Here is a 26,461-nt window from a genome sequence, read left to right on the forward strand (position 1 = left end):
CGAAGTGTGCGAGCCGGCTCTGCCGGTGTACCGGTAAGCCCTTCGGACAGGACGCGTCCCGCGGGCCGAGCTCGGCGCCGTGCCCTGCCTCGTCGATCCGGCGCTGCTCCATCCCGACCCGTGGGACGACACATGGATCCGCCCCGAGCCACCGTCCGTCGCCCTGGCCCACCTGCTGCAGCCCGTCTCCCGGACCCTCGGCGCCACCAGCCGCACCCACCGCGGCGCCCCCCTCGCCCGGTCCGGCATCGCGGAAGCCGACCGGCGCGAGTGCTGACGCGAAGGGACCGGAGGGCGACCGGCGAGGTGGCCGGCGCCGACGGTCGCCCCCTCATGCGTACCGTCGCTCTCGTGGCCGGGTCAGCCCGAGTCCCCGCCGTCGCGTCCTGCGAGAATTCCGTACGCCAGTCCTGACCGACCTGGCGAACACCTCCCGCGCGACAGAAGGACCACGAAGACCGGATGACCGACACCACCCCCCTGCCCGCCGCCGTCGAGGACGACCACCACGGGGACATCCTGGTCGAACTCACCGGCGAGCAGGCCGAGATACTCATCGTGAGCGGCGACGGAATCCCCCGCGTCGTCCTCACCCGCGCCCCCGGAGCCGAGGCCGACGACCACATCGTCATCGGCACCCGCGACCCCCGCCGGCTCACCCTCACCGTCGACGGCCTCGGCGCGACGATCAAGCCCGGCAAGGGCAAGCTCCGCCGCCGCTCCTACCGGGTCGACGTCCGCTGCGCGGGTACGTCCTACCGCCTCGTGCCCGACTCGATCCCGAGCAGCCGGCTGACCCGCGACGGCAAGCACATCGGGGACTTCTCCTCGAACGGCGACCGGCGGGTGATCGCCGAGTGGCGTGACGGGGCCGCCGTCGAGCCGCTCGACGCGGCGATCGGTTACGCCCTGGCCGCCGCGTTCGGCACCGGCGGCCAGCCGATGTGGATGATGGCGGTCGAAGCGATCAGCGAGTTCCTGCCGTAGGAACCCGGCCCACGCCCCTGGACACGCGACGGGGCCGGGAGAGCGATTGAACGCTCTCCCGGCCCCGTAGGCGTACTCCTGAAGGGTCCCGCCAGGGCGTGTCGGGCGGATCGCGGCCCCGGTGAAGATCCGCCGGACACGCCTCAGGGCCTGCCGTCAGCCTGCCGTCGTCGCCCGGCAGACGGCAGTTCGACGACAGGTCCTAGTCCGTCGGCCGCTTCGGCTTCGGCCGCCAGACCACCAGCGCGCTGGTCTGCTGCACGTCCTGGTAGGGCACCAAGTCCCGGCGGTACGAGGCGTGCACCTGGGCCTCGCGCTGCTGCATGGCGACCGCCGCACCGTCCACCGCCGCCGAGAGCTCGACGACGCGCTGCTGGAGCGCGGCCACCTGGTTCTCCAGCTCGATGATCCGCTTGATGCCCGCGAGGTTGATGCCCTCGTCCTGCGACAGCTGCTGCACGGTGCGCAGCAGCTCGATGTCGCGCGCCGAGTAGCGCCGGCCGCGCCCGGCCGTACGGTCGGGAGAGACCAGGCCGAGACGGTCGTACTGGCGCAGCGTCTGCGGGTGGAGCCCCGAGAGCTGGGCCGCGATCGAGATCACGTACACCGGGGTCTCATCGGTCAGCTGGTACGGATTGCGTCGACGGCCGTCCATCTCAAGCTCCCTTCGCAGCCTGGAACAGTTCCGCCCGCGGGTCCTCGTCCGCGGTCGCCTTCCGGTAGGCCTCCAGGGCGTCCCTGGCCTCCTGGCCCAGGTCCCTGGGGACCGCGACCTCCACAGTGACCAGCAGGTCGCCGCGGGTGCCGTCCTTGCGCACCGCACCCTTGCCCCGGGCGCGCATCGTACGCCCGTTGGGGGTGCCGGCGGGAAGTTTCAGGGTGACCGGCGGACCGCCGAGGGTGGGGACCTTGACCTCGCCGCCGAGCGTCGCCTCCGGGTACGTGACGGGCACGGTGACCGTGAGGTTGTCGCCCTTGCGGCCGAAGACCGGGTGGGCGTCGACGTGGACGACGACGTACAGATCGCCGGCCGGACCGCCGCGTTCGCCCGCACCGCCCTTGCCGCGCAGCCGGATCCGCTGGCCGTCGGAGACGCCCGCCGGAATCCGCACCTGCATGGTGCGCGCCGACTTCGCCCGGCCGCTGCCCTTGCAGACGTCGCAGGGGTCCTGGGCGATGAGGCCCCGGCCCTTGCAGTCGACGCAGGGGTCGGTGAGCGAGAAGCCGCCGCCGCTGCCGCGCGAGACCTGGCCGGTGCCGACACAGGTCGGGCAGACCCTGGGGGTGCCGTTCTTGTCGCCGGTGCCGGAACACGCCTTGCAGGGCGCCTGGCTGGACATCCGCAGCGGGACCGTGGCCCCGTCGACCGCCTCGGTGAAGCTGAGCGTCACCTCGGACTCGATGTCCTGGCCGCGCTTCGGCTGAACCCGGGTGCCGGTGCCGCCGCGGTTGAACAGCCCGCCGAAGACGTCGCCGAGACCCCCTCCGCCGCCGCCGAAGCCGCCGCCCGCACCGCCCTGTCCGCCGCCCGGGGCGCCTCCGCCGAAGAGGTCGCCCAGGTCGAAGTTGAAGTTGCCGCCCGCACCACCGGGGCCGGCCCGGAAGCCGCCGTTGCCGAAGAGTGCGCGCGCCTCGTCGTACTCCTTGCGCTTCTTGGGGTCACCGAGGACGTCGTTCGCCTCGGAGATCTCCTTGAAACGCTCCTCCGCCTTGGCGTCACCCTTGTTGGCGTCCGGGTGGAACTCGCGGGCGAGCTTCCGGTACGCCTTCTTGACCTCGGCGTCGGTGGCGTCCTTGGGGACGCCGAGGACCTTGTAGTAGTCCTTCTCGACGAAGTCCTTCGTGCTCATCGACGTCCCTCCTTCCGGACGATCGGCCGAGCGGCCGGCCCGTGGGCCGGCCGCCGGGCCGGTCGGTGTGCACCGTGGTGATCAGACGCGTTGCCGTCAGACCTCCTCGGTGCCACCGCTCTCCTCGTCATCTGCCTTCTTCTCTTCCTTCGCCGCGGCGGGCGTGGCGCCCGGCTGCGGCTCGGCGACGGCCACCCGCGCGGGGCGGATGGTGCGCTCGCCGATGCGATACCCCGGCTGCAGGATCGCCACGCAGGTCGTCTCGGTGACGTCCGGCGCGTAGCTGTGCATCAGGGCCTCGTGGATCGTCGGGTCGAAGGGCTCGCCCTCCTTGCCGAACTGCTGGAGGCCCAGCTTCGCGACGGTGGTCTCCAGCGATTCGGCGACCGACTTGAAGCCGCCGACCAGCTCGCCGTGTTCCCGCGCGCGGCCGACGTCGTCGAGCACGGGCAGGAGCTCGGACAGGAGGTTCGCGACAGCGATCTCCTTGACCGTCACCCGGTCCCGCTCGACGCGGCGGCGGTAGTTCTGGTACTCGGCCTGCAGCCGCTGGAGGTCCGCGGTGCGCTCGCCGAGCGCGGTGCGTACCTGGTCCAGCTGTGCGGTCAGACCGACGGTCGGATCGGTGTCCCCGGCCGGGGCCGCCGCCTCCTCCTCGGAGGGTGCGGCAGCCTTCGGCTCGGCGTCATCAGGGGTGGCGCCGGAGGGGACGTCGGGCTTCTCCTCGAAGCCCGGAGTCTCCTCGGTCACGCCGCACCGCCCTTGGTGTCCTTCTCGTCGTCCACGATCTCGGCGTCGACGACGTCGTCGTCGGCGGCCTTGGCCTGGCCGTCGCCCGGGGCCTCGGCGCCCGGGGTCGCACCCTCGGCCTGGGCGTTGGCGTACATCGCCTGGCCCAGCTTCTGGGAGACGGCCGCGACCTTCTCGGTGGCCGTACGGATCTCGGCGGAGTCCTCGCCCTTGAGCTTCTCCTTCAGCTCGCCGACAGCGGTCTCCACCTCCGTCTTGACGTCCGCGGGGACCTTGTCCTCGTTGTCCTTGAGGAACTTCTCCGTCTGGTAGACGAGCTGCTCGCCCTGGTTGCGCGACTCGGCGGCCTCGCGGCGGGCGTGGTCCTCCTCCGCGTACTTCTCGGCCTCTTCGCGCATCCGGTTGACCTCGTCCTTCGGCAGCGAGGAGCCGCCGGTGACGGTCATCTTCTGCTCCTTGCCGGTGCCGAGGTCCTTGGCGGCGACGTGCATGATGCCGTTGGCGTCGATGTCGAAGGCGACCTCGATCTGCGGCACACCGCGCGGGGCCGGCGGCAGACCGGTCAGCTCGAACATCCCGAGCTTCTTGTTGTACGCCGCGATCTCGCGCTCGCCCTGGTAGACCTGGATCTGCACGGACGGCTGGTTGTCCTCGGCCGTCGTGAAGATCTCGGAACGCTTGGTCGGGATCGTGGTGTTGCGCTCGATGAGCTTGGTCATGATCCCTCCCTTGGTCTCGATACCGAGGGACAGCGGGGTGACGTCGAGGAGCAGGACGTCCTTGACCTCACCCTTGAGGACACCGGCCTGGAGCGAGGCGCCGATGGCGACGACCTCGTCCGGGTTCACACCCTTGTTGGCCTCCTGGCCGCCGGTCAGCTCCTTGACGAGCTCGGCGACGGCGGGCATACGGGTGGAGCCACCGACGAGAACGACGTGGTCGATCTCGGAGAGCTGGATGCCCGCGTCCTTGATGACGTTGTGGAACGGGGTCTTGCAGCGGTCCAGGAGGTCCGCGGTCAGCTGCTGGAACTGCGAGCGCGTGAGCTTCTCGTCCAGGTGCAGCGGGCCCTCGGCGGACGCCGTGATGTAGGGCAGGTTGATCGTGGTCTCGGTCGAGGACGAGAGCTCGATCTTCGCCTTCTCCGCGGCCTCGCGGAGACGCTGGAGAGCCATCTTGTCCTTGGACAGGTCCACGCCGTGCCCGTTGGCGAACTGCTTCACCAGGTAGTCGACGACGCGCTGGTCCCAGTCGTCACCACCGAGGTGGTTGTCACCGTTGGTGGCCTTCACCTCGACGACGCCGTCGCCGATCTCCAGGAGGGACACGTCGAAGGTGCCGCCACCGAGGTCGAAGACGAGGATCGTCTGGTCGTCCTTGTCGAGGCCGTACGCCAGGGCGGCGGCGGTCGGCTCGTTGACGATGCGCAGGACGTTGAGGCCCGCGATCTCACCGGCCTCCTTGGTCGCCTGACGCTCGGAGTCGTTGAAGTACGCCGGAACGGTGATGACCGCGTCGGTCACCTTCTCGCCCAGGTAGGACTCGGCGTCGCGCTTCAGCTTCTGCAGGATGAAGGCGCTCATCTGCTGCGGGTTGAAGCTCTTGCCGTCCAGGTCGATCTTCCAGTCAGTGCCCATGTGGCGCTTGACGGAGCGGATGGTCCTGTCGACGTTGGTGACCGCCTGGCGCTTCGCGACCTCGCCGACGAGCACCTCGCCGTTCTTGGCGAAGGCGACGACGGACGGCGTGGTCCTGGCGCCTTCGGCGTTGGTGATGACGGTGGGCTCGCCGCCTTCGAGAACGCTGACGACGGAGTTAGTCGTGCCCAGGTCGATGCCGACCGCACGTGCCATTTCAATTCCTCCAACTGACTACTTGAGTGGATCTGACTCAAGAATGCATGACGCCGACCCAGGAGTCAACAGACCTGAGTCACCCACACTCAACTTAAGTGCTTATCCCGAGCACATCTGCGCCGACAGCGGCGCCCCACCACCCCATCCGCGCACGCCACACCCCTCGCGCACCACCCACCCCACCGTCTCGCCATGGGATCGTTCTGTCACAAATTGCCGTGAGACGGTCACAACCGTCACCGACCGGCAGGTTTCACCGTGGATCGTCACACCATCGAACCTCGAACCCCGGGCGGGCGCGATGCAGAACGCGAGGAAGCCGCGCGTACGGCAGAAGAACCGGAAGAGCCGGAGGAACCAGGGCCGACCACCCCGACCCCGCTCGGCCCCGTACGTCACGGAGCCGCGCGACCCCCACCCGCACGAGCGCGGTCCCCATCCGTACGAGGAGAAGCCCCACCCCCTCCCGACAGTGACCGGAACGGCCAGGAGCCACTTCCCCTCGCGCCCCGCCGCCCGCCTGGCCGGCCTCACCGACCGGGCCGGGCGGCTGGCTGACCGCTTCCTGCCACGCACGACGGCCGAACGCGTGCTGGACCTGACCCTCGGCACCGCCCTGCTGATCCTGACCGCCCCCGCCGTCGCCGTGGCGGCCCTCGCCCTGACCGCGCGGCAGACCCCGGGCGGCGCCTGGGACCGCAGACCCCGGACCGGTCTGGGCGGCCGGGTCTTCGAACTGCGCACCCTGCGCACCCGCAGGCTCCGGCTGGACCTGTTCTCCCGGCTTCCGCACGTCGTGCGCGGCGAACTTTCCCTGGTCGGACCCGCCCCGCTGGCCCCGGGCGACCCACGCGCCACAGGGCCGGGGGCCAGGCGGTGGCGGCAGGAACTGCGGCCGGGCCTGACCGGACTGGCCCAGGTGCGCGCCCGCTCCGGCATGCCGTGGGACGACCCCGCCCTGCTGGACCAGCACTACGCAGAGCACCATGGAGTCGTACTCGATCTGGCGGTCCTCGCCGAAGCCGTACGCGGTCCATTGCGATCCGGGCTCCGGAGGGTCCGCCGAACCAAGGCACACCTGAGCGACACAGATCACCGCCCGCCCGGCTGCAGCGGGGTGGACTAAGTGGATAGTGTCAGCACAGACTAATTAAGTTACTGCTTAGTAGTAGCGGGCAGTAGCAACTGGACCCCGCTCTCGCAGGCCCGAGGAGCCCCCAAAATGCAACTCGCCGCGATCATCGTGTCGCTGGTTCTGATGGTGGTCGGCGCAGCACTGTTCGTCCGAGCCATCGTGCAGATCTACCGCTTCGTGCGGCTCGGCCAGAACGTACCCGCCGGCACCCGTACCGACGAACCCGTGCAGCGCACGGTGACGGTGGTGAGGGAGTTCCTCGGTCACACGAGGATGAACCGCTGGGGCATCGTCGGAGTGGCGCACTGGTTCGTCGCCGTCGGCTTCTTCTCGCTGCTGCTGACGATCGTCAACGCCATCGGCCAGCTCTTCCAGGCCGACTGGCTGATCCCGATCATCGGCGACTGGCTGCCGTACGAGATCTTCACCGAGTTCCTCGGTCTGATGACGACGGTCGGCATCCTGACCCTGATCGTCATCCGGCAGCTGAACCGTCCCGGCGGCGCGGGCCGCAAGTCCCGCTTCGCCGGCTCCAACACCGGCCAGGCGTACTTCGTCGAGACCGTCATCCTCATCGTCGGCCTCTGCATCATGACGCTCCGCGCGCTGGAGGGGGTGCAGCACGGCGTCGACAGCTGGCAGATCGGCTTCTTCGCCTCGTACCCGCTGATCGCCGCGCTGAAGGGCCTCGACCTCAGCACCATCCAGAACCTGACCTACCTGGTCGCCATGATCAAGATCGCGACCTCCTTCATCTGGATGATCACGGTCTCGCTCAAGACGGACATGGGCGTCGCCTGGCACCGCTTCCTCGGCTTCCCGAACATCTGGTTCAAGCGGAACGCCAAGGGCGATGTCGCCCTGGGCGCGCTGCTGCCGATGACGTCGGGCGGCAAGGAGATCGACTTCGAGGACCCGGGCGAGGACGACACCTTCGGCGTCTCCCAGGTCGAGCAGTTCTCCTGGAAGGGCATCCTCGACTTCTCCACCTGCACCGAGTGCGGCCGCTGCCAGTCGCAGTGCCCCGCGTGGAACACCGGCAAGCCCCTCTCGCCGAAGCTCCTGATCATGTCGCTGCGCGACCACGCGCACGCCAAGGCCCCGTACCTCCTGGCCGGCGGCGGCAAGGACATGGAGGGCAACGAGAAGGCCACCGAGGAGCAGCTCAAGGACGTTCCCGCGGCCGCCCTCGCCGAGGCCGAGCGCCCGCTGATCGGGACCGCCGAGGAGAACGGCGTCATCGACCCGGACGTGCTGTGGTCCTGCACCACCTGCGGCGCCTGCGTCGAGCAGTGCCCGGTGGACATCGAGCACATCGACCACATCGTCGACATGCGCCGCTACCAGGTGATGATCGAGTCCTCGTTCCCGTCCGAGGCGGGCACGATGCTCAAGAACCTGGAGAAGAAGGGCAACCCCTGGGGGCTGGCCAAGAAGGCGCGCGTCGAGTGGACCAAGGAGGTCGACTTCGAGGTCCCGATCGTCGGCAAGGACGTCGAGGACCTCACCGAGGTCGACTACCTGTACTGGGTCGGCTGCGCGGGCGCCCTGGAGGACCGGGCCAAGAAGACCACCAAGGCCTTCGCGGAACTGCTGCACATGGCGGGCGTCAAGTTCGCGATCATGGGCGGCGACGAGAAGTGCACGGGTGACTCCGCCCGCCGCCTGGGCAACGAGCCGCTGTTCCAGCAGCTCGGCCAGGAGAACGTGGCCATGCTGAACATGGCGTACGGCGAGGACGATGAAGACGAGACGACGAAGAAGCCCAAGTCGTCGAAGAAGATCGTCGCGACCTGCCCGCACTGCTTCAACACGATCGCGAACGAGTACCCGCAGCTCGGCGGCGAGTACGAGGTCATCCACCACACGCAGCTGCTCCAGCACCTCATCGACGAGGGCAAGCTGATCCCGGTGACCCCGGTCGAGGGCCTGATCACGTACCACGACCCCTGCTACCTGGGCCGGCACAACAAGATCTACACCCCGCCGCGCGAGATCATCGCGAAGGTCCCGGGACTGCGGAACGAGGAGATGCACCGCCACAAGGAACGCGGCTTCTGCTGCGGCGCCGGTGGTGCCCGGATGTGGATGGAGGAGCGGATCGGCAAGCGCGTCAACAACGAGCGCGTCGACGAAGCCCTCGCCCTCAACCCGGACATCGTCTCCACCGCCTGCCCGTTCTGTCTCGTCATGCTGACCGACTCGGTCAACGGCAAGAAGAACGACGGCCAGGCCAAGGAGTCGATCCAGGTCGTGGACGTCTCGCAGCTCCTCCTGGAGTCCGTGAAGACGCCGACCGACCCCACGGGCGAGCAGGAGCAGGTGGACGCGCCGGAGCCCGAACCGGCAAAGTGATGTAGCGCATCGACGCGATGAGCGGCCGGACCTGCCTCGGGGGCAGGACCGGCCGCTTTTCCGTGCCGGGACCCCGGGTCTCCGCCTGCCGGACGTGACGACCGCCGCAGGCGAACTGTGAACTCGGACATGTACGCGACGACGTACTTGGAGCATCATGTGCCCCGGAGAAACCCGCGACGGGTCAGGAACCACGCGCGGACGTCACGCGCGCAAGCCACGCGCGGACACACGACGAACGAGCGACGAACGAGGCCCCGTGCGCCCACGCATCACGCACCTCACGCCCCCGAAGGCAGCCGTCACCACCAGAGCGACGGCTCTCCTCGCCGCGGGCTGCGCCGCCCTGCTGCTCGCACTCGCGGGCTGCGGGAGCCCTTCGGCCGCCGACGCCCCGTCGACCTCCGCCGCCTCCTCCGCGTCCGACGGCAAGAACGGCGACACCCCGCCGGAGGCACAGGCCCGGGCGGGCACGGCACGCACCCCCGTCCCGCGCGGCACCGGCAGCCGTGTCCCGTACGACTTCAACGGCGACGGCCACCGCGACCTGGTCATCGACGACCTGGTGAAGGCCCCCGAGGACAGCCACGGCGACGACGCGGGCATCGGCATCGTGTACGGCTCCGGCGACCGCGACCGCCCCCTGGACCCGGCCGCCCGGCAACTCCTGAGCGCCCGGGCGAACGCGGCGAAGTCCGGCGACACCCTGCCCGCCGCGTTCGACTCCGAGGCCGCCTGCGACCTGGACCGGGACGGCTTCACCGACCTGATCGTCTCCACCGACCCCCCGTACAACGGCATCGGCGCCCCGCCCGTCCCCCTCCAGATCCTCTTCGGCTCCCCGCAGGGCCTGACGGGCAAGGCGGTCACCGTACGCATCCCGCAGAAGGCCCGGTTCGGCAACGAGTGGCCCGAGCAGCCGGTGTGCGGCGACTTCGACGGCGACGGCAGGGCCGACCTCGCGGTCACCGCCAGCGCCGGCCAGGTCACCTTCCTGCACGGCCCCTTCACTCGCACCGGGGCCCCGCGCAGCGCGGAACTGCTGCCCGACGGCGGCCCGTACCTCTACGCCCCCGAGCCCAGGACCGACACCAACAAGGACGGTTACGACGACCTCGTCGCCGCCGCCCGCCCGCACGCCCCCGGACAGGCGGGCAAGGGCACCCTCCTCCTCGGCTCCGCGAAGGGCCCGGCGGGTCCCGGCCGCGCGTACGCGTTCGCCGCGGAGGACTTCCCCACCGCACCGCTGAAGACGACGGGCGCCACCCGCACCACGCTCCTGAACCACGGCGACTACGACGGCGACAAGAAGCCGGACACGGTGGTGCGGACGTACCTCGGCGAGCGGCGGGACCTCATCGCCCTCTACACCGCGGGTAACACGGCCGAGCCCGCCGTCACCTTCTCCACGAAGCTGTTCCTCCCCTGAACTCCCCCTCCCCGGCCCCGGGGTGCGGCCCCTAGGGGATGTCACAGCTCGGCCGCAATGGCGGACGGGTTCCCCCGGCCCCCACTCCCCACCCCCGGGGACCAGGTACGTTCGACGGGTGGCTGGATTCAGGATCGGACGCGGCCGGGACAACCGCACCCCGCAACAACCGCAGCAGCAGCGGCAGCAGCCGTACGGAGGGCAGGCACCACAGCCGCCGTACGGTGCTCAGCCGTGGCCGACGGCAGGAGGCCCGGCCAACGGCGCCGCGCCACCGCCGTACGGAAACCCGCAGGCCCCCTCGTACAACGACGGCGGCTACGCGGGACACGGCCAGGGCGGACAGGGCGGCTACGGCGGGCACGGCCACGGCGGCCAGCACGGTCACGGCGGCCACGGCGGCCACGGCGAACCGGAGTACTTCGGCGACCCCTACGCCGACCCCGCGCCCCACGACCCGTACGCGAACAACCCGGGTCACACGCAGGCGTTCCGCGTCGACGAGGACCCGTACGGCGACGGCAACACCTACCGGGCCGGCTCCGCCCCCGCCCAGCCGGCGGGCCCGCGGCTGCGCTGGAAGGACCTGCTGACCGGCATCGTGACCCGCCCGGGTCCGACGTTCTGGCAGATGCGGGACTACCCGGTCTGGGGCCCGGCGCTGGTCGTCACCTTCGTCTACGGCCTGCTCGCGCTGTTCGGCTTCGACCAGGCCCGCGATGAAGCGATCAACGCGACGATCTCGACGGCCATCCCGTACGTCCTGTTCACCGGCATCGGCTTCGTCATCGGCGGCCTGGTCCTCGGCGCGGTGACCCACACCCTGGCCCGCCAGCTCGGCGGCACGGGCTCGTGGCAGCCGACGGTGGGCCTGTCGATGCTGATCATGTCGATGACGGATGCCCCGCGGCTGCTCTTCGCCCTCTTCCTGGGCGGCGAGAACTCGCTGGTCCAGATCGTGGGCTGGCTGACCTGGCTGGCGGCGGGGGCGCTGTTCACGTCGATGGTCAGCAAGTCGCACGACCTGCCGTGGCCGAAGGCACTGGGCGCATCGGCGATCCAGCTGATCGCGCTGCTGTCGATCATCAAGCTGGGCACGATCTGAGCGACGGACGAGGAAGGCCCCCGGAACGCGGAATCGTTCCGGGGGCCTTCCGTATGTCATGGAGCCTACGGGTGAGGCGTCATGGGTCGGTTACGCGTCCAGAACCTGCCCATCGCGCCGCACGACGGGCTTCTCCACGCTCCACGGGAAGTTGATCCACTGATCGGTCTTCTTCCACACGTACTCGCACTTCACGAGGGAGTGGGACTTCTCGTAGATGACGGCGCTGCGGACCTCGGCGACATGGTCGACGCAGAAGTCGTGGACGAGCTTGAGGGTCTTGCCCGTATCAGCGACATCGTCGGCGATCAGAACCTTCTTGTCGGAGAAGTCGATCGCGTTGGGCACGGGCGCCAGCATGACGGGCATCTCCAGGGTGGTCCCGACCCCGGTGTAGAACTCCACATTGACCAGATGGATGTTCTTGCAGTCAAGGGCGTAAGCGAGCCCGCCCGCGACGAAGACCCCACCCCGCGCGATGCTCAGCACGACATCGGGCTCGTACCCGTCATCGGCGACGGCCTGGGCGAGCTCGCGCACGGCGCGCCCGAAGCCCTCGTAGGTCAGGTTTTCCCGCACGTCAGCAGCCATGGTCGATCACACCTGGGTCCGATGGAAGTTCTGGAAGGACCGCGAGGCGGTCGGCCCCCGCTGCCCCTGGTACCGCGACTCGTAGCGCTCGGAGCCGTACGGGAACTCGGCGGACGAGGTCAGCTTGAACAGGCACAGCTGCCCGATCTTCATGCCCGGCCAGAGCTTTATGGGCAGGGTCGCGAGATTCGACAGCTCCAGGGTCACGTGCCCGGAGAACCCGGGGTCGATGAACCCGGCCGTCGAGTGCGTCACCAGACCGAGCCGCCCGAGCGAACTCTTGCCCTCCAGCCGCGAGGCCAGATCGTCGGGGAGCGAGATCACCTCGTACGTGGACGCCAGCACGAACTCGCCCGGGTGCAGGATGAAGGCCTCATCCCCCTCCGGCTCGACGGTCCGCGTCAGATCGGGCTGTTCGACGGCCGGGTCGATGTGCGGGTACCGGTGGTTCTCGAACACCCGGAAGTAGCGGTCCAGCCGCACGTCGATGCTCGACGGCTGCACCATCGAAGGGTCGTACGGATCGATACGGACTCGCCCGGCGTCGATCTCGGCCCGGATGTCCTTGTCTGAGAGAAGCACGCCCCGAGGATACGCAGAACGCGCGAGCCCGCCCCAACCGGACCACCCGCGCGCCTCTGCTCCACGTCTCTGCGACTACCGCTTCGCTACCGCCGGCGACCGCTCCGCCACGACTACCGCTTCTCGAACGCCACCGGCACGGCCTGCCGCAACCGGGCACACCGAGGACACCGGATCAACCGCCCGGGCCCGATCCGGCCGGCCCCGAGCTGCTGCATCGGAAACGACGAGGTAGCGAAAACGTGCCCTTCGGCACAGCGGACGACGGTGCGCTCCATCGACTCCATCAAGTCCCTTCCCCAACCACATATGGACGAGAACGCCACATTAGGGGATGAACAGGACGCCACTCCACGCGGCACTCCGACCACCCACGCTACGCCCCCAACTCCCGCCCATCACACCCCCGTCCACACCCCTCCCACCACCACGCACACGACACGAAGGCCCCACGGCTCATCTGCCGGGGGCCTGACATGGGGTAGAGTGTGGAACGATGCAGCGCCGGTGATCGGCATGCTTCGCGGGTGTAGTTTAATGGTAGAACATGAGCTTCCCAAGCTCAGAGCGCGAGTTCGATTCTCGTCACCCGCTCCACGACTGAGGCCCAGGTCATCGACCCGGGCCTTGTTTGTTGTCTGGACCTGTCACGGTGCTCCTCCCTGACCGAAGCTGAGAGAGGGCATGCGTGAGCGGCAAGTCGTACTGGTCCTTGTCCTCTTCCCAGTAAGCGAGCACCCGAGCCGTGGCTTCGGCCATGTCCGTGGGCAGGTCAGCCGCGCGGAGAGTGTCGGCGACCTCTTCCATCTCGGGCGCCCAGCGCCAGGCTCGGGCTGCAACACTCGGCAAGTACTCCGGATCGGAGAGGATCGCGGAGATCATGATCTCGGCTTCGGCCGTGAGGTGGTCGCCGACTCCATGGGCGTCGGCGAGCGCGTGAGCGACGCCGGCGAGGGTGCGAGCGGCCTTCTGGTAACTGGCAAAGGCCATCTTCAGAGCGGAAGCGGAACCGAGTGTGTCCCCGACGCGGCACACGTGCAGCGCAGAGTCCGTGAACAGCGACGCCACCAGCTCGACGGCAGAGTCGGCCCCTGCGAGATAGAGCCGTGTGGCACGCCCCTCGCCTGGCGGCTGACCGAAAACGGCACCGTCGACTACTGCGGAGCCGGGGCGGATCTCGTCAGCGATGTGCCGTACGCGTTGAGGGCTGATGGCGTTGACGTCGGCGTACACCCCCGCGAAGCCGTGCGCGGCCACCGCCGCCGCGACGTCCTCCGCCGCCTGTGGTGGGCACACCGAGAGAACGACCGCGCTCCGGGACAGCGCTTCCGCGAGCGAGTCGTACGCCGTGGCACCGGCTTCCCTCGCGCGGAGCCAGGTGTTCTCACTGCGGCCCTTGGTCACCGACAGTGCCTCATGGCCGCCGGCGACGAGCTCGGCGGTGATCGCCGCGCCCATGGTTCCAGGGTGGAGGACGGTCACGGTGATCACTGGCTACCTCCGGCGGTGCGCGACGTGGGGTGTTCCTCATCCCCATGATCCGCTGTCGCTCGGCACCGGCGGCTTCGGGATCAATGCCTGGTGGCAGTCCGGGCGCTGATGGCGAACAAAAGTGCCTCAGGTCTCGGACTCGCCGTTCAGGACGGGGCAGCGGTACACGGGCCGCGGCCCCGACTGTCCTTGCAGCTCCTCGGTTCAACAGCCGTACGAGCACGGTGATCCGCTGGCCGTGCGGGCTTGGGGCACGCTTCAGCTTCGGGTGGCCATCTCCGCCGCTCGAGCCAACCGCCCATCGGAAGCGGAGGACCGGATCGGACACGCGAAGGACGCGGCGGAGCGCATGGACGCGTACGTCGGCGCACCGGTGTACGACCGGCATTCGCTGACGTTCTCCGCCGGGAACGTGCAGATCCACGCGATCAGCGTGGCCCTGGAAATGGGCAAGCAGGGCAAAGCTCTGGAGATAAACCGCCGCACCAGCCCGAGCCTGGTCGGGGCACTGCCCAACTCACGTCAGGGCCACCACCACATGGACGTGGCGCGGGCCTGGCTGTGGGACGGGAACCGGGCGAAGGCCCTCACCGAGCTGGAGACGGCTGAGCGGATCGCGCCGCAGCTCGTACGGAACCACCCCATCGCCCGTTCGACGCTTCGCAGCATCGTCTACGCGGAACGGGCAGCCACGAGGGAGAAGCTTCGGCACATGTCCGACCGCTTTCACCTGGACGGATAGGGGTCGTATTCCTCCGGCTCATATTCGAGGCCCGTCCTGTTCCTAACTTCGGGGCCCCTTCACGGCGTCAGTCATGAATGCTCCCGTTTCACGTCGCGATGTTGTGGTGGTGCCGATGATTCCGGTGGAAGCGGCGATCAGCTAGCGGTCGCCCGGAGCGTCAGCCAGCCGCGCCATCACCGCGCTCAGCCACAACAGACCGAGGCCGGCCCCGGCGGTGAACGCAAGAACCGACGCGGCCGAGGCAATGAACCCGGCGAGGACAGCCACGGGTACGACCTGCGACGCCACGGCCCAGCCCCGAAGACCCCGGGCGGCAAGCGGGCGAGCCAGAACGACGAACGCCGCACACAGAGCGAGGTAGCCGATCATTCCGGCGACCATATGGACCGCACCGTGCCCGCTCATCACCGCCGCGTCCGGGGAGCCTGCAGGGAAACCAGCACCGGCGTCGGCCGGGAAGGCGGCTGCTGCCCAGAAAGAGAGGCCGAACACGCCGACCAGGGCCGGTGCCCACCTCCCGGCGGGGCCTCTGCGCAGAGTCCGCCGTAGCCCGGTCGCGCCGGCGACCAGCAGCGCTCCGGTGAACACGAAACTCAGCATCTGAACCCAGCCGGCCCCACCCAGAGCGAGTTGGCTGATCGCGTTTCGGGTGAAGTCAAAGCCGTCGCGCGTGAGTCCCTGGGCGAGTCCGGCCGCGAGGAACAGTGGACCTGCCACCACACCACCGGTCGTGAGCCACCGGGCCGCGGCTCGCTGAACCGTGGCTACGGAGTGGGTGGGCCCAGGTGCGATGAACGTGTCGGTCATGGCGTGCCTTCCTCGTTGCGATGTGTCACCCATATGACCGAAGTCAAGGAGCAAAGTGATCGCCCTCCCGCATGTAACCCAGGACACATGCGGGAGGGTGGGTTGACCCCAGGAGTCAAGCCCACCCCTTCCACGCATACTCCAGTATGCTTGCCGTATGTCCTCGACGACTCGCATCACCGTCACGCTCCCCAGCGATCAGGTGGCGGAGCTCCGCAAGCTCACGGACAACGTCTCCGGCTACGTGGCGGAAGCCGTAGCCCGCCAGATCCGGCACCAACTCCTGGGCGACGACCTCCGCCGTCACGAGGAGGAACACGGACCCTTCAGCGACGAGGAGCTCGCCGAGGCTCGCGCGAAGATCTTCGGCTCCGCCGGCACCTCCACGAGCGCGGATGCCGCGTGAGCGAACGCATCGAAACCGTCGTCCTGGACTCGGAGGGGCTCTCCGCCTGGATCGCGCAGGACCGCAAGCTCCTCACGATGCTGCAGGTCTTCCACGACATGGGGGCCGACCTGGTCATCGGGGCCAACACCATCGTGGAAGTCACCCATTCCCGTACCAACATGCCTCGCCTGAACTGGGCCCTGTCCCGCGTCAAGGTGGAGCCCGTCACCGAGCAGGCGGCGAAAGCAGCAGCGGAACTCCTCAAAGGTGCCGGACTGCACGGGCACAAGTACGCCATCGACGCCACAGTCGCCGAGGTCGCCTTGCGTCAGCCGAAACCCGTCGCCCTCCTGGCATCCGACAGCGACGACATGACCAAACTCTGCGGCAACCAAGTCCGCATCATCCCCCTCTGACGCACCGGCCCACCCCGAGCACGCCCCCTGGCAGGGTCCGCTGTATGGCCCTACCGTGCCCCATCCGCGCCCAGCAGAGCGGACAACAACGGTCAGGTACAGCTTCCAAAGACCATGGCGACCCCAGCATCCTCGCAGGAAAGCGCAGGTCAGAGCCCTTCCAGAGACTCAAGCACCGCTGATTCCCAAGCTCAGAGCGCGAGTTCGATTCTCGTCACCCGCTCCATGACAAAGCCTCAGGTCAGAGACCTGGGGCTTGTTTGTCGTTCTGGACCTATCGAGGCTCGCGCGCCATAAGCACCCTCACGGGGCATCAGATTTGCTGCCAAGTCGCCACTCGGAGCAGCCCCGCGCGAGGGCGGCTCGGATCCCGAGATGCATGTCGGGTGACCCGCGCCACACATCGAGGGTTGCCGCCCCGGCTGGCTGCCTGGACCGCGCCCCTGCGCATCGCCTCCCCCGGGCAGCTTCTGCGAGAGCCGGAAGCGGAGGAGCGATCCGGTGGGCGGTGGGGGGTTGCGCTGGTGCCCCCTCCCGGTCCGCCGACGTGCGCCGGCTGCGGGCGTCGGCGTCGATGTCGTCGGCGAGCTCGCGCTGATGCGCCTTGGTGGGGTTCTGGCAGGTCAGCTGGGCCCGCTCCGAGGACTGGCCCGCACGGACCGTGGACGAAGCGGGGAGCACCATCTCCCGTTTGCCCGCGCGGGGCTTGGGATCACCGATCACGCTTCGGCCTGTGTGCAGTTCCGGAGCGGCCTGCCGTACCCGTACCGAGCCGGTGTCGAGGTCGATGTCGGCTCGGCGTAGCTCGGCGAGCTCCTCTGCCTCATGGAGGCGGCAGCACCGAGGAGGACCATCAGCCGCCATCGGATCCCGATGCCCCCGGCGAAAGCGAAGACCTCCTCGACGGTGGCCGCCGGCCGCTCGTCCGCATCCTCGCACCCCGCACCGCGGGCGGCGCAGGGGTTCCGGCGGATCAGCCCGTCCTCGACAGACGTCTGCATGATGGCCTTCAGCAGCCGACAGGACTTCGCCGTCGTGGTGGCACCCGTCGCCTTGCGCGTTCCGCGCGCCACGTCCTCACCTTGGCCGGGCTGATGGCGTTGACGTGCTGTTCGCCGAAGGCCGGCTCCAGGTGGCGGGGAGGCAGTCGCCAGTGCCGCTCCTCGTTGGTAGCGGCGGCGTCGCGCTCGTCGGTCCAGTGCGTGGCGTCCTCGGAGAACAGCATCTCGCCGACGGTCGGGGCGATCCAGCCACCTCGGGCCTGGTCGGCCTGGACCTGGGCGAGGAACACCACGTCGTCGCGCTTGGTCTCGTACGTTTCTGGAGCGACGCACAGGACACGCTTCCCGCGCCGGGACAGCGGGCCTGTGGTAGCGCCCCGAGGGCAGCTTGCGGATCGCACCGAAGTTGCGGCGCGGCACCTTTTTGCGGGCCCGCGCCATCACGCCACCGGCCCAAAGCCGGCACATCGGCCACGGACAGGGCCCCTGTCCGCTCCTCGACGTACGCGGACAGGGCGCTCTCGCCGATACGGACGTGCTTGCCGAGCTGGACGTACCGGATGCGTCGCCCGGCGACGAGGCGTCGGATGGAGCGCACGCCGGTCCGAGGCAGGGGGCTGTCAATCGATTGACAGCCCCCTGCCTGGCAGAAACGTCACACTCGTTCCAGAGGCCGGTGCGGCCCGCTGGGAAGCTCCGCTTCTATCGTGTCGCCCGGGCGCACCACGCCGCCCTCTATCACGATGCTCATGATTCCTGCCTTGCGTACGACATTCCCGGCCTCGTCACGGCCGACGACCTGCTTGAGCAACCCGTCCCGGAAGGTGTCGATCTGCAGGCAGGGATTGCGCAGGCCGGTCACTTCCAGCACTGCATCGCCGCCGATTCGCAGCAGTGTGCCGACCGGCAGGCCGAGCAGATCGATACTTCTGGTGGTGATGTTCTCGCCGAGGTCACCGGGCACCACGTTGAACCCCGCGGAGCCGACCTCGGTGAAGAGCTCTTCATGAATCAGGTGCACTTGGCGCAGGTTCGGCCGGGTGGGGTCCTGTGCGACTCGAGAGCGGTGCTTGACCGTCACGCCGGCATGTACGTCGCCCTCCACGCCAAGCCCGGCGAGCAGCTTGATGCTGTCCCGGTTCGGCTTGGTGAAGGTGTACTCGCCGTTGCTGCTGACGGCCGTGACTATTCCGTTCATCCTCGGGATTCCTTCCTCGATGTCGGTGATCGGCCGCGACCTTGACCCTCGGTCCTCAGGGCGTGGCGTCCATGGTCGATCTCGGGTGAGGCAGCGGCCGTCGGTGCTCCCTTGACCTGGCCGCTGCCGCCCTGGCTGCGGCCCTGCAGGAGCTCGCCCGGCCCGCGCCGGTCGGGCGACCGGCGGCAGAGCCCTTGTGGGCGATGGAGGCACCTCCGACCCTTGGCTCTATATTGGCATAGGACAATATTTGGCATAGGACGTATCCCGATCGAGTTCAGGCAGAGGTGATCACGTGGGCATCGAGGGGACCACTGCGGCTGAGATCGCGGGGAGCGTGCGCGACCAGGTCGCTTCGGGTGTTCTGGAGCCGCAGACGAGTCTGCCCCCGGTGCGCGTGCTCGCAGCTGAGCTGGGAGTCAACCGGAACACGGTTGCCCTCGCCTACCGGCGGCTCGTCGAGGCGGGAGTGGCCGAGACGCGGGGCCGCGGCGGCACGGTGGTCGCGGCGGTACCGCAGCTCGCGCGCGAAGGCATCGGCACCTGTGACGACTGCATCGACCTGGCCGGCGGCAACCCCGACCCGAGCTTGTTGCCCGACATCCTGGCCGCCGCCCGGCGCGGAGACTACAGCCAGCCGCTGTACGGTGTGCCGGCCATCGACGTCGGGCTGGACGCCTGGGCCCGTGCCGACTTCGCCGAGGACATAGATCATTCGTTCCGCACGCTGGTGACCTCTGGAGCCGTGGATGCCACCGAGCGGCTCCTGAATGCTCACCTCACCCGTGGGGACCTGGTGGCGATCGAGGACCCCTGCTTCCTGGCGAGCATCGGCACCATGCGACTGAACGGCTACCGCTCGGCACCAGTGGGGGTAGACGGCGCCGGCATGCGCCCCGACGCTCTTCGGGCCGCCCTGAAGGCCGGTGCCCGCGCGGTCATCTGCACACCCCGCGCCCACAACCCGACCGGCGCGAGTCTCACCGAGGAACGGGCAGCCGGCCTGCGGGCAATCCTGTCGGAGCATCCCCAGGTCCTCGTGATCGAGGACGACCACTTCTCAGCGGTCTCCGCCCGGCCCTACCACCGGATCACACCACCGGGCAGCTCACGCTGGGCACTGGTGCGGTCCGTGTCCAAGTTCCTCGGACCGGATCTCCGTCTCGCGCTCGTTGCCGCCGACGCCGAGAGCACCGCGCGCCTGGAGGCGCGGTTGAGTGCCGGCACCACCTGGGTCAGCCGCCTGCTGCAACACGCCGCACGTCAAATGCTCCTCGATCCGAGCGTCCACGAACTCCATGAACGGGCCCGTGAGGTCTATGCCCGGCGCAGCGGCCTGCTCGTCGAGCGGCTGCACGCCCATGGCATCGAGGTCCCGCACCGGCCCGACGGGCTGAACGTCTGGGTCGAACTCGACGTCGACGGCAGGGCAGCGGTCAAGGCTCTGGCACATCGAGGCTGGGCGGTTCGCCCGGGTCACCTCTTCGCACCGGACCCGGCCGCCCACCGGGGCGCCATCCGGGTCACCACCGCCACCCTCACCGAGTCGCAGGCCGGGGCGTTCGCCGCCGAACTCGCCGCGGTCGTCGCGGAACTGCGCGCGACGACCGACTGACCAACACTCCCTTCCCACCCGCCACGAGGAGTCATCGTGTTCCACGGCCTGAGCGCCTTCCCCCTCACACCCACCAGCGAGCAGCGCATCGACACCGCGGCGTACACCGCGCTCGTCACCCGTCTCGCCGCCACGGGGGTGGACTCCATCGGCGCGCTCGGCTCCACCGGCAGCTACGCCTACCTCACCCGAGAGCAGCGCGCTCACGCAGCGCAGATCGCGGTCGAGGCCGCCGACGGGGTACCCGTCATCGTCGGCATCGGCGCGCTGCGTACCTCGCGCGTGCTTCAGCTGGCCGAGGACGCGCAGAAGGCCGGCGCCTCCGCGGTGCTGCTCGCCCCGATGACGTATCAGCCGCTCACCGAGGACGAGGTGTTCGGGCTGTACGAGGACGTCACGCGCGAACTTTCCGTACCGTTGTGCGTGTACGACAACCCCGCCACCACGCACGTTCACTTCACGGACGAACTGCACGGTCGCATCGCGCAGTTGCCGAACGTCGCCTCGATCAAGATCCCCAGCGTGCCCGACGACCCGTCCGCGGCCGAGCTCCGCGTCGACGCGCTGCGCGCGCTGATACCCGACACCGTCACCATCGGGATAAGCGGCGACTGGATGGCCGCCCGCGGCCTGACCGCCGGGTGCGACGTCTGGTACTCGGTCATCGGCGGCACCTTCCCCCAGACCGCCCTCGCCCTCACCCGCGCCGCACAGGCCGGACACGCAGACACGGCCACGGAACTGTCCGAAGGCCTCGAACCGCTGTGGGTCCTCTTCCGGCATCACGGCAGCCTGCGCGTCATGTCCGCCGCCGCCTCCCACCTCGGCCTGACGGAGGAACCGAACCTGCCGCGTCCCCTGCGCGCACTGGACGAGACCGCACGCCGCGAGGTCGCCGCCGCGCTGGACGCCCTCCAGCTCACCTTCTGAACACGAACACCATGAGCCAACAGCACACAGCAGCCACGCCGAGAAGAGCGAAAGCCCCGCCCCGCCCGGAAAGGGCAGGGGCGGCCTGGCGCGCTACGCCATCGCCGCGGCCCTCGCCCGTACCGCCGACGGCGGCGCCGGCCGACTGTTGGCGGCGCACGTCGAGATCGATGTTGGCGGCGAGCCTGCGCTGATGTTCTTTGGTGGAGTGTGGATAGATCAGTTGCGCGCGCTCGGATGACTGGCAAGCTCGGACCATGAGGTCCTTGAGCTTGGCACCGGTGTCGGCCGCCAGCGTGTTGCCCGTGTGCCGTAGGTCGTAGAAGCGGAAGCCCTCGGGCAGCCCCACCTTGTCCCGGGCCCTGCGCCACTTGCGGCCGAACGTGGTGCCGCGCAGTGCCGCCCCCTCTCGCCGACGAAGACGAGCCCGTCCGGACCCGGCCGGGCGAACCACTCCAGGTGCCGACGGACGTCCTCGTGGAGGAATGACGGCAGTGCGATCTCTCGTCGGCCCGCCCCCTCTGCGTGGACTTCCGTCCACGAACAGCATGGGTGCCCCGAGGACCGGTCACACCAGCCCTTTGACCTGCGACTTTAAGTTGACGGGGGCTCAGTGAAGGATCACAGCTCGCGGGTGGGGAGGGCTTCCAGTGGGTGACGGGGCAGCGCTGGCGGATCGGATGGCCGAACGGCAGGCCGGGGTCGGTGATCCGGGGTGTGTCAGCCGTGGTACGCGCCATCGGCACATGCCGGAAGCAGGGCGAAGGTCTTGATACGGACCTCTGGACATGACGGAAACCCATCGCTCTCTGTCTACTGTTCACCACTCCTCGCACATGGATTGCAACAGGCGTCGCCATGACAAAACGGTGACGGGTGACGGAATCAGGGTCGGTGTCATACCGGAGGGGCCGGGTGAACGTCATACCCGAGAAGGACGGAGGGGCCCTCTTCCGACCTGAGAGGGCCACAGGAACGGGCACGAGGGGGTGACGACCTGGGGCCGGGCGGCGGAGACGATGAAGTCAATCCGCCAGACCCCCTGAGGAGTCCCACCCGTGACGACCATGCCTCTCCTTTACCGCGCCAGCGCCGTGGTCGCCCATGCCTCCGGCTTGTCCAAGGTCTACGAGCAGGGCGAGACGCAGGTGGTCGCCCTCGACCAGGTCAACGTCGACTTCCGGCAGGGTGAGTTCACCGCGATCATGGGCCCGTCCGGGTCCGGCAAGTCGACCCTGACGGCCATCGCCCGTGCGCTGGCCTCCCGCCCTGAGATCATCTTCGGTGACGAGCCGACCGGAAACCTCGACTCACGGGCCGGCGCCGAGGTGCTGGGCTTCCTGCGCAACTCGGTGCGCGAGCTGGGCCAGACGGTGGTGATGGTGACGCACGACCCGGTGGCCGCCTCCTACGCCGACCGGGTCATCTTCCTCGCCGACGGCCGGATCGTCGACGAGATGCTGGCCCCCTCCGCCGACGGCGTGCTCGACCGGATGAAGGCATTCGACTCCAAGGGCCGTACGAGCTGACGCCGGGGCCCGGCTCCCCCGGAACGCCGAGACCCGGCCGCGCGGCCGACCTCCCTCCGGCCGCGCGGTCATTCCGCCCTGCCCACCTCACCTGGACTCCCACCATGTTCCGTACCGCCCTGCGCACCGTGCTCGCGCACAAGGCCCGGCTGTTGATGACCGTGCTCGCCGTGATGCTCGGCGTGGCGTTCGTCTCCGGCACGCTGGTCTTCACCGACACCCTCGGCAGCGCCTTCAACAAGCAGTCGGCCAAGAGCTACAAGGACGTCGACGTCTCCGTCACCACCTACTTCTCCGACGACAAGGAGGTCGACGGGAAGAAGCCGGAGCCCGGACTCAGCCCCAAGGTCCTCGACGAGATCGGCGCCATCGACGGCGTCGCCTCCGTCACGCCCCGGGTCAACGGCTTCGCCGGTGTGGCCGACCCCGACGGCAAGCTCATCGGCAACGGCTGGTCCAACACCGGTACCAACTTCGCCCCCGGCGAGAACGGCAAGGACCCGGCGTACGACTTCGGCGAGGGCACCGGCCCCACCGAGGGCGGCCAGGTCGCGCTCGACAAAGACACCGCGTCGAGAGGTGAGTACAAGGTCGGCCAGCTGGTCCGGGTCGCCACCAACGAGCCGGTGAAGGAGTACACCCTCTCCGGCATCTTCACCACCGAGGACGGTGCCGTGAACGCGGGCGGGAGCCTGGTGCTCTTCGACCTGTCGGTCGCCCAGAAGCTCTTCCTGAAGCCGGGCTACTTCCAGATGGCGAACGTCACGGCGACGCCCGGCGCCTCCGACACGAAGATCCGTGGCGAGATCGAGTCGCTGGTACCCGAGGACGCCACGGTCCAGACCGGCAAGCAGCTCGCCGACCAGCAGGCCGCGGACATCAAGCGCGAGCTGAGCGATATCAACCAGATGCTGCTCGCCTTCGCCGCCATCGCGCTCTTCGTCGGAACCTTCCTGATCTCCAACACCTTCACCATGCTGGTCGCCCAGCGCACCAAGGAGCTGGCGCTGCTGCGCGCCGTCGGCGCCTCGCGCAGCCAGGTCAAGCGCTCGGTGATGGCTGAGGCGCTGATCGTGGGCCTCGTCGCGTCCACCATCGGCTTCGTCCTCGGTGTCGGTCTCGCCGTCGGACTGCGGTCGGCCATGGGCCAGTTCGGCGCGTTGCCCGCAGGACCGCTGATGATCACGCCCACCGCCGCCGCCGCCGCCTTCGGTGTCGGCGTGGTGACCACCCTGATCGCCGCCTGGCTGCCCGCCCGCCGGGCCGCGAAGATCCCGCCGGTCGCCGCGATGAGCAGCGTGCACGCCGTCGCCACCATGAAGTCGCTCGTCCTGCGCAACTCCATCGGCGTCGTACTGACGCTCATCGGCGCCGCGGGCATCATCGCGGGCGCCGGGGTCGGGAAGGACGGCAGGTCGCTCATCGGCGCCGGTGCCTTCTTCTCGCTCGTCGGCGTCATCGTGCTCATCCCGCTGTTGTCGCGCCCGATCGTCGCGCTCGTCCAGCCGCTGCTGAACCGGCTGTACGGAGTCGCGGGCAAGCTGGCCGGGCAGAACGCGGTGCGCAACCCGCGCCGTACGGGAGCCACCGCGTCCGCGCTCGCCATCGGCCTCACCCTGGTCACCGGCCTCACAATCCTCGGCGTCACGCTGGGCGCGGCCGTCGACAAGAGCACCACGGACAACATCAAGGCCGACTACAAGATCACGATGGCCGTCCGTGCCGCCGGTCTCGACGAGTCGGTGGTCAAGGCGCTGGAGAAGGCGCCGGGCGTGAGCGCGGTCTCGCCGCAGCGGGCGTCGAACCTGGTGATCGACGGCAAGGACAGCTCCGCTTCGGGTGTGACTCCGGGCGATATCCAGCAGCTGCTCACCCTGAAGACGGAGACCGGTTCGCTGGACTCACTGAGCGGTGACGCCATCGCGGTGGCCTCGGACACCGCGAAGTCCCGGGGCTGGAAGACCGGCGACACGGTTACGGTGAAGTACGAGGACGACAAGACGACGCGGCTGAAGATCGGCGCCACGTACGAGCCCAACGAGTTCGCGTCACCGACCCTCATCTCCACGGACCTGGTGGGGCCCCACGAGGAGCGCCCGTACACGCCCAAGGTCTACGTGTCGATGGACGGCGGCGCGACCGAGGCCAACGAACTGGCTCTGGTGGACGCGCTGGGCGACAACCCCGCAATCAGCATCGCCGACCAGCAGGACATCAGAAACCAGTACGGCGGCATGCTCAACACCGCGCTGCAGATCATGTACGGGTTGCTGGGCATTGCCCTGATCATCGCGGTGCTCGGCGTCGTCAACACCCTCGCGATGTCCGTCTTCGAGCGCCAGCAGGAGATCGGCATGCTGCGGGCGATCGGTCTGGACCGCCGCAGGGTCAAGCGCATGATCCGGCTCGAAGCCGTCGTGATCTCGGTCTTCGGCGCGCTGGTCGGTGTCGGGCTCGGTACGTTCCTGGCCTGGGCGATCGGCGAGACGGTCCGCGGCTCGATCCCAGGCTACGTACTGGTCCTGCCGTGGGAGCGGATCGGGATCTTCCTGGTGCTCGCGGGACTGGTGGGTGTGCTGGCGGCGCTCTGGCCGGCCCGGAGCGCGGCGAAGCTCAACATGCTGACGGCCATCAAGACCGAGTGACACCGGATCCCTACGCAGGATGGCGAAGGGCCCCGCATCCCCCTTGGGTTCTAGCTAGGGGTCGTTGCAACACTCCAGATCAAGGGGTGCGATGGACTTCGAGATCCGCGAAGTCCGGACCGCGCAGGGGCCAGTGAAGCTGCGGCGGGAGCGGGAGGCATACTCCCGGCTCGTGCAACAGGGATACAGCGGCACGGAAGCCTTCCGGATCGTTGGTATCGACCGGCGAACCGGCACAAGTGGCGTAACGGCCGCGGTGCCGACCGCCGGCAGAAGGCGGCACCACCCGATTTACACGGTGGTGCCGCCTTCCGGCACGTCGCGTATTCGGGAACGGGCGTAAAGAGCTCTCCGTCGAGCTTCAGGTAGATCCGTCCGTCCCGAAGGAAAGAGACGTCAGGCGCTGACTCTGGCCCAGAGCCGGCATTCGGTCACCGGCTCGCCCCGGTCGTCCTGTATCTCCAGGGCTGCCAGCTCCAGGTCCAGCGCCCGCCGGGTGCCCTTGATCAGCCTTGCTCGCAGTTGATCACCCTGGGCGAGCCCTCGCAGGACAAGCGGGTGCCGCGACTGTTCGGGCGGTAGCACGCGGGCGAATTCTGAACAGGAGCCCAGTCAGCGGTGCCCGTCGTGCATGCGCACTCGGCACCTGCGTCCCTCGGGTGGGCCTTCGTAGTCGTCCAAGCCGGTGATGACGAGACTGTCTGCCTTCAGGGGCCGGCCTACGCTCTCCGCGTCCTCCAGCAGCCAGGGATCGAGCGTCTCGTCGTCCGGCACCAACCACACTCGGTTGCCGATCCAACCGCGCGCTTCTGCCTCTGCAACCCAGCCGAACAGCTCGTAGGTCCCCCGCTGGGATTCCCCGAACAGCCCTTCCACCTCGGCGCAGACGCCTCAGGCACGCCCGTGCTCCGGACGGCCGGGCGATCGAGGGTGACCCGGGCCCGTGTGCGCGGTGCGGGGTCGAGACGACCGAACAAGCGATCACCGGGCTGCGCCAGTGGGCACAGGTATGGGCCACCGACATCGGCGAACGGCCCCAGAAGCTGGAGACTCCGC

Annotated in this window: 24 protein-coding genes, 1 tRNA gene and 4 pseudogenes; 15 read left to right on the plus strand and 14 right to left on the minus strand. The window is 69.0% G+C overall.

What is annotated here, in order from left to right; all coding sequences use genetic code 11:
* Window positions 1-79: 79 nt before the first annotated feature.
* Together AC0VY3_RS34730 and AC0VY3_RS34735 are read left to right on the plus strand one after the other, a co-directional pair.
* Window positions 80-277, plus strand: a complete 198-nt coding sequence (locus AC0VY3_RS34730; RefSeq protein WP_475551498.1) for a hypothetical protein — start codon at window positions 80-82, stop codon at window positions 275-277.
* Between the two features lie 185 nt (window positions 278-462).
* Window positions 463-987: a hypothetical protein gene (locus AC0VY3_RS34735; protein ID WP_103510593.1), complete on the plus strand. Its 525-nt coding sequence runs from the start codon at window positions 463-465 to the stop codon at window positions 985-987.
* Between the two features lie 202 nt (window positions 988-1,189).
* Here the strand turns inward: AC0VY3_RS34735 and AC0VY3_RS34740 are convergent, their stop codons facing one another.
* The 4 genes from AC0VY3_RS34740 to dnaK form a co-directional block, all read right to left on the minus strand.
* Window positions 1,190-1,642: a heat shock protein transcriptional repressor HspR gene (locus tag AC0VY3_RS34740; protein ID WP_103510594.1), complete on the minus strand. Its 453-nt coding sequence runs from the start codon at window positions 1,640-1,642 to the stop codon at window positions 1,190-1,192.
* 1 nt (window position 1,643) lies between these two features.
* Window positions 1,644-2,837: a molecular chaperone DnaJ gene (dnaJ, locus tag AC0VY3_RS34745; protein ID WP_103510595.1), complete on the minus strand. Its 1,194-nt coding sequence runs from the start codon at window positions 2,835-2,837 to the stop codon at window positions 1,644-1,646.
* A gap of 96 nt (window positions 2,838-2,933) precedes the next feature.
* A complete protein-coding gene (gene grpE / locus AC0VY3_RS34750) occupies window positions 2,934-3,587 on the minus strand; it encodes a nucleotide exchange factor GrpE (protein WP_103510596.1) in 654 nt (217 codons plus the stop codon).
* Entirely contained in the window at window positions 3,584-5,440 is a 1,857-nt protein-coding gene (gene dnaK / locus AC0VY3_RS34755) for a molecular chaperone DnaK (RefSeq protein WP_103510597.1), read from the minus strand. The genes grpE and dnaK overlap by 4 nt, the downstream gene beginning before the upstream one ends.
* A 475-nt stretch (window positions 5,441-5,915) precedes the next feature.
* Here dnaK and AC0VY3_RS34760 point away from each other — a divergent pair, with 475 nt between their 5' ends.
* The 4 genes from AC0VY3_RS34760 to AC0VY3_RS34775 all read left to right on the plus strand — a co-directional run bounded on the left by AC0VY3_RS34760 (window position 5,916) and on the right by AC0VY3_RS34775 (window position 11,467).
* A complete protein-coding gene (locus tag AC0VY3_RS34760; RefSeq protein ID WP_103510598.1) occupies window positions 5,916-6,569 on the plus strand; it encodes a sugar transferase in 654 nt (217 codons plus the stop codon).
* A gap of 96 nt (window positions 6,570-6,665) precedes the next feature.
* Window positions 6,666-8,933, plus strand: a complete 2,268-nt coding sequence (locus AC0VY3_RS34765; RefSeq protein WP_475551499.1) for a (Fe-S)-binding protein — start codon at window positions 6,666-6,668, stop codon at window positions 8,931-8,933.
* A 259-nt stretch (window positions 8,934-9,192) separates the two neighbouring features.
* Window positions 9,193-10,362: an FG-GAP repeat domain-containing protein gene (locus tag AC0VY3_RS34770; protein ID WP_475551500.1), complete on the plus strand. Its 1,170-nt coding sequence runs from the start codon at window positions 9,193-9,195 to the stop codon at window positions 10,360-10,362.
* Window positions 10,363-10,480: 118 nt separating this feature from the next.
* Entirely contained in the window at window positions 10,481-11,467 is a 987-nt protein-coding gene (locus AC0VY3_RS34775) for a Yip1 family protein (protein ID WP_475551501.1), read from the plus strand.
* Between the two features lie 90 nt (window positions 11,468-11,557).
* Here the strand turns inward: AC0VY3_RS34775 and AC0VY3_RS34780 are convergent, their stop codons facing one another.
* Both AC0VY3_RS34780 and dcd read right to left on the minus strand, forming a co-directional pair.
* The gene (locus AC0VY3_RS34780) at window positions 11,558-12,058 is read right to left on the minus strand and encodes a phosphoribosyltransferase (RefSeq protein ID WP_006126277.1); all 501 of its coding nucleotides are present in this window, start codon (window positions 12,056-12,058) and stop codon (window positions 11,558-11,560) included.
* 6 nt (window positions 12,059-12,064) lie between these two features.
* On the minus strand, window positions 12,065-12,640 hold the full coding sequence (gene dcd / locus AC0VY3_RS34785) for a dCTP deaminase (RefSeq protein WP_003967584.1): 576 nt from the start codon (window positions 12,638-12,640) through the stop codon (window positions 12,065-12,067).
* A gap of 523 nt (window positions 12,641-13,163) precedes the next feature.
* On the opposite strand from dcd, the gene AC0VY3_RS34790 reads away from it, so the two are divergent.
* Window positions 13,164-13,237 (plus strand) — tRNA-Gly (locus AC0VY3_RS34790).
* 15 nt (window positions 13,238-13,252) lie between these two features.
* On the opposite strand, the gene AC0VY3_RS34795 is transcribed toward AC0VY3_RS34790, so the two are convergent.
* Entirely contained in the window at window positions 13,253-14,131 is an 879-nt protein-coding gene (locus AC0VY3_RS34795) for an NAD(P)-dependent oxidoreductase (RefSeq protein WP_475551502.1), read from the minus strand.
* Window positions 14,132-14,327: 196 nt separating this feature from the next.
* Here AC0VY3_RS34795 and AC0VY3_RS34800 point away from each other — a divergent pair.
* Window positions 14,328-14,873 (plus strand): annotated as a pseudogene (locus tag AC0VY3_RS34800) (helix-turn-helix domain-containing protein); the annotation flags it as partial.
* A gap of 141 nt (window positions 14,874-15,014) precedes the next feature.
* On the opposite strand, the gene AC0VY3_RS34805 reads toward AC0VY3_RS34800, so the two are convergent.
* Window positions 15,015-15,683: a DUF998 domain-containing protein gene (locus tag AC0VY3_RS34805; protein WP_475551503.1), complete on the minus strand. Its 669-nt coding sequence runs from the start codon at window positions 15,681-15,683 to the stop codon at window positions 15,015-15,017.
* Window positions 15,684-15,840: 157 nt separating this feature from the next.
* On the opposite strand from AC0VY3_RS34805, the gene AC0VY3_RS34810 reads away from it, so the two are divergent.
* Both AC0VY3_RS34810 and AC0VY3_RS34815 read left to right on the plus strand, forming a co-directional pair.
* Entirely contained in the window at window positions 15,841-16,089 is a 249-nt protein-coding gene (locus tag AC0VY3_RS34810) for a type II toxin-antitoxin system CcdA family antitoxin (RefSeq protein ID WP_103510604.1), read from the plus strand.
* The gene (locus AC0VY3_RS34815; RefSeq protein ID WP_103510605.1) at window positions 16,086-16,487 is read left to right on the plus strand and encodes a DNA-binding protein; all 402 of its coding nucleotides are present in this window, start codon (window positions 16,086-16,088) and stop codon (window positions 16,485-16,487) included. Before AC0VY3_RS34810 ends, AC0VY3_RS34815 begins: the two co-directional genes overlap by 4 nt.
* Window positions 16,488-17,496: 1,009 nt before the next feature.
* Here the strand turns inward: AC0VY3_RS34815 and AC0VY3_RS34820 are convergent.
* The 3 genes and pseudogenes from AC0VY3_RS34820 to AC0VY3_RS34830 all read right to left on the minus strand — a co-directional run bounded on the left by AC0VY3_RS34820 (window position 17,497) and on the right by AC0VY3_RS34830 (window position 18,686).
* The gene (locus tag AC0VY3_RS34820; RefSeq protein ID WP_181010970.1) at window positions 17,497-17,781 is read right to left on the minus strand and encodes a hypothetical protein; all 285 of its coding nucleotides are present in this window, start codon (window positions 17,779-17,781) and stop codon (window positions 17,497-17,499) included.
* Between the two features lie 147 nt (window positions 17,782-17,928).
* Window positions 17,929-18,113: pseudogene (locus AC0VY3_RS34825) on the minus strand (excisionase family DNA-binding protein).
* Window positions 18,114-18,143: 30 nt separating this feature from the next.
* Window positions 18,144-18,686: an MOSC domain-containing protein gene (locus tag AC0VY3_RS34830; protein WP_475551504.1), complete on the minus strand. Its 543-nt coding sequence runs from the start codon at window positions 18,684-18,686 to the stop codon at window positions 18,144-18,146.
* A 295-nt stretch (window positions 18,687-18,981) separates the two neighbouring features.
* Here AC0VY3_RS34830 and AC0VY3_RS34835 point away from each other — a divergent pair, with 295 nt between their 5' ends.
* Both AC0VY3_RS34835 and AC0VY3_RS34840 read left to right on the plus strand, forming a co-directional pair.
* Window positions 18,982-20,301: an aminotransferase class I/II-fold pyridoxal phosphate-dependent enzyme gene (locus AC0VY3_RS34835; protein WP_475551505.1), complete on the plus strand. Its 1,320-nt coding sequence runs from the start codon at window positions 18,982-18,984 to the stop codon at window positions 20,299-20,301.
* Window positions 20,302-20,337: 36 nt separating this feature from the next.
* A complete protein-coding gene (locus AC0VY3_RS34840) occupies window positions 20,338-21,231 on the plus strand; it encodes a dihydrodipicolinate synthase family protein (RefSeq protein ID WP_475551506.1) in 894 nt (297 codons plus the stop codon).
* Here AC0VY3_RS34840 and AC0VY3_RS34845 read toward each other — a convergent pair.
* Window positions 21,221-21,747, minus strand: a pseudogene (locus AC0VY3_RS34845) (hypothetical protein); the annotation flags it as partial. The gene AC0VY3_RS34840 and the pseudogene AC0VY3_RS34845 overlap by 11 nt on opposite strands.
* A 542-nt stretch (window positions 21,748-22,289) precedes the next feature.
* Here AC0VY3_RS34845 and AC0VY3_RS34850 point away from each other — a divergent pair.
* The 3 genes and pseudogenes from AC0VY3_RS34850 to AC0VY3_RS34860 form a co-directional block, all read left to right on the plus strand.
* Complete coding sequence (locus AC0VY3_RS34850) at window positions 22,290-22,760, plus strand: ATP-binding cassette domain-containing protein (protein WP_475551507.1); 471 nt, start codon at window positions 22,290-22,292, stop codon at window positions 22,758-22,760.
* Window positions 22,761-22,864: 104 nt separating this feature from the next.
* On the plus strand, window positions 22,865-25,405 hold the full coding sequence (locus AC0VY3_RS34855) for an ABC transporter permease (RefSeq protein ID WP_475551508.1): 2,541 nt from the start codon (window positions 22,865-22,867) through the stop codon (window positions 25,403-25,405).
* Between the two features lie 91 nt (window positions 25,406-25,496).
* A pseudogene (locus tag AC0VY3_RS34860) lies at window positions 25,497-25,730 on the plus strand (IS30 family transposase); the annotation flags it as partial.
* 71 nt (window positions 25,731-25,801) lie between these two features.
* On the opposite strand, the gene AC0VY3_RS34865 reads toward AC0VY3_RS34860, so the two are convergent.
* Together AC0VY3_RS34865 and AC0VY3_RS34870 are read right to left on the minus strand one after the other, a co-directional pair.
* The gene (locus tag AC0VY3_RS34865; RefSeq protein WP_475551509.1) at window positions 25,802-25,990 is read right to left on the minus strand and encodes a hypothetical protein; all 189 of its coding nucleotides are present in this window, start codon (window positions 25,988-25,990) and stop codon (window positions 25,802-25,804) included.
* Between the two features lie 27 nt (window positions 25,991-26,017).
* Window positions 26,018-26,281, minus strand: coding sequence for a hypothetical protein (locus tag AC0VY3_RS34870; protein ID WP_475551510.1), 264 nt, complete (start codon window positions 26,279-26,281; stop codon window positions 26,018-26,020).
* Window positions 26,282-26,461: the final 180 nt, after the last annotated feature.

This window comes from Streptomyces sp. iso_384, assembly GCF_056172905.1.

Coding starts and splice junctions, on each gene's coding strand:
- AC0VY3_RS34780 (WP_006126277.1), bottom strand. CDS start 12,058: ATGGCTGCTGACGTGCGGGAAAACCTGACCTACGAGGGCTTCGGGCGC.
- AC0VY3_RS34740 (WP_103510594.1), bottom strand. CDS start 1,642: ATGGACGGCCGTCGACGCAATCCGTACCAGCTGACCGATGAGACCCCG.
- dnaJ (WP_103510595.1), bottom strand. CDS start 2,837: ATGAGCACGAAGGACTTCGTCGAGAAGGACTACTACAAGGTCCTCGGC.
- AC0VY3_RS34805 (WP_475551503.1), bottom strand. CDS start 15,683: ATGACCGACACGTTCATCGCACCTGGGCCCACCCACTCCGTAGCCACG.
- AC0VY3_RS34810 (WP_103510604.1), top strand. CDS start 15,841: ATGTCCTCGACGACTCGCATCACCGTCACGCTCCCCAGCGATCAGGTG.
- dnaK (WP_103510597.1), bottom strand. CDS start 5,440: ATGGCACGTGCGGTCGGCATCGACCTGGGCACGACTAACTCCGTCGTC.
- AC0VY3_RS34765 (WP_475551499.1), top strand. CDS start 6,666: ATGCAACTCGCCGCGATCATCGTGTCGCTGGTTCTGATGGTGGTCGGC.
- AC0VY3_RS34735 (WP_103510593.1), top strand. CDS start 463: ATGACCGACACCACCCCCCTGCCCGCCGCCGTCGAGGACGACCACCAC.
- AC0VY3_RS34830 (WP_475551504.1), bottom strand. CDS start 18,686: ATGAACGGAATAGTCACGGCCGTCAGCAGCAACGGCGAGTACACCTTC.
- AC0VY3_RS34855 (WP_475551508.1), top strand. CDS start 22,865: ATGTTCCGTACCGCCCTGCGCACCGTGCTCGCGCACAAGGCCCGGCTG.